Source organism: Leucobacter soli (assembly GCF_042659205.1).
Classification (GTDB): Bacteria; Actinomycetota; Actinomycetes; order Actinomycetales; family Microbacteriaceae; genus Leucobacter; species Leucobacter soli.
This window is the reverse complement of record NZ_JBHSRW010000324.1, coordinates 1-1,888: the sequence shown is the minus strand read 5'-3', so window position 1 is coordinate 1,888 and position 1,888 is coordinate 1. Positions and strand designations below refer to the sequence as shown.

Annotated in this window: 2 protein-coding genes; both read left to right on the top strand. The window is 71.4% G+C overall.

Going from position 1 to position 1,888, the window contains the following annotated elements:
* A partial coding sequence (locus ACFPZL_RS12725) for a PDR/VanB family oxidoreductase (protein WP_382335722.1) occupies nt 1-831 on the top strand: 831 nt, incomplete at its 5' end.
* A gap of 112 nt (nt 832-943) precedes the next feature.
* On the top strand, nt 944-1,888 hold a 945-nt coding region (locus ACFPZL_RS12720), incomplete at its 3' end, for an acyltransferase family protein (RefSeq protein WP_382335720.1).

Below are 1,888 nucleotides of genomic sequence, written 5' to 3'. Positions count from 1 at the left end.
GGCGCCCACATCGACCTCTGGCCGACCGCCGAGCGCGCCGGACAGTACTCTCTGTGCGGCGACCCCGCCGACCGCTCCGTCTACCGCATCGCGGTGCTCCGCGGCCACGAGCACGGCGGCGTCTCGCAGTTCGTCCACGACCGCCTGCGCGTCGGCGACACGATCACGGCCGGAGGGCCCCGCAACCACTTCGAGCTGGCGCACGCGCCGCGGATCATGCTGCTCGCCGGCGGCATCGGCGTCACGCCGATCCTGCCGATGGCGCGTGCGGCGGTCGCCGCGGGAGCCGACGTCTCGATCTCCTACTGCGGGCGCAACGCCGCGAGCATGGCCTTCGTGGGCGAACTCGGCGAGACCGGCGCGCGACTCGAACTGCATGTCTCGGAAGACGGGAACCGCCTGGATCTCCCCGCGCTCGTCGCGGAGGCCGCCGAGAGCGGCGCGTCGATCTACGCGTGCGGGCCGGAGCGGATGCTCGGCGAACTCGAACTGCTCGCCGAGCGCACGGGCGCCCACGCCGTCTTCGAGCGCTTCAGCGGCGTGGAAGCGCATCGGGAGGGCGATCGCCCCTTCACGATCGCGCTGGGCCGCAGCGGCGGCGAGGTCGAGGTCGGCGCCGACGAGACCGCGATCGAGGTGCTGCACCGCGAAGGGTTCGACATCCGCTTCTCGTGCCGCGAGGGAAACTGCGGCTCCTGCGAGACCGGCGTGATCGAGGGCGAGGTGGAGCACCGCGACGTGATACTCACGAAATCGCAGCGGGCGAAGAACGACCGCATGATGGTCTGCGTCTCTCGCGCACGGTGCGAGCGGCTGACACTCGACCTCTGAGCCCCCGAGCTCCGGGCACCGGCCTGCGCGCCCCGGCCGGACACCCCCGGGTCATCCGGAGGCCACCTGGAGTGACTACACTGGCCTGGGCGCTTCGCACGCGCCAGGTCACATGAGCAGCACCACGTCATTCACCGACCCGGGGTCGGCATCTGCACGGCGAGCATCCGAATCGCCAGGCGTCAGGAGCACCCGTTTCGGCGGACTCGACGGACTCCGCGCGATCGCGGTGGGGCTCGTGCTCGTCTATCATTTCTTCCCCGCCGTGCTGCCCGGCGGCTTCCTCGGCGTCGACATCTTTTTCGTGATCAGCGGCTTCCTGATCGCCTCCCTGCTGCTGCGCGAGCGCCAGCGGCACGGCCGCATCGACCTGGTGAGCTTCTGGCGCAGGCGCGCGCGACGCCTCCTGCCCGCCCTCGTCCTCGTGCTGCTCGTCTGCACGGGCGTCGCGCTGCTCATCGCGCGCTCGGGCGACGCCGACCTCCTGGTCAACATCGGGCAGCAGGTCTTCGGCGCGCTCGCCTTCGTCAGCAACTGGGTCTTCGTCGCGCTCGGCGGCGACTACTTCACGCGCGACAACCCCGAGCTCTACCGCAACACGTGGTCGCTCTCCATCGAGGAGCAGTTCTACGTCGTGCTGCCCCTGCTGATGCTCTTCACGATGCGCGCGCACTCCCGGATCACCCGATCGCTCCTCTTCATTCTGCTCGCGATCGGCTCCGCCGCGCTGATGGTGCTCTACGCCGCGCAGGGCGAGGCACCGACGCGGGTGTACTTCGGCTCGGACAGCCACGTCTTCGGCCTCTTCGCCGGCGTCTCGCTCGCGGTGCTCCTGCAGCCCATCGACGCGCGGCGTCGGCCGGTGCCGGGGCCGTTGAGCACGGGCTCCCAGGTGGCGCTGGCGGCGGTCGCGGCCCTCGGGCTGGGGGTGCTCGGCTGGCTCTCCTTCACCCTCGTCGAGGGCAGCCCCGAGAGCTTCGCCTGGGGCTTCCAGCTCGCCTCGGCTGCCGCCCTGCTGGTCGTCTGGGCGGTGACCCGGCCCGGCGCCTGGGCCGGG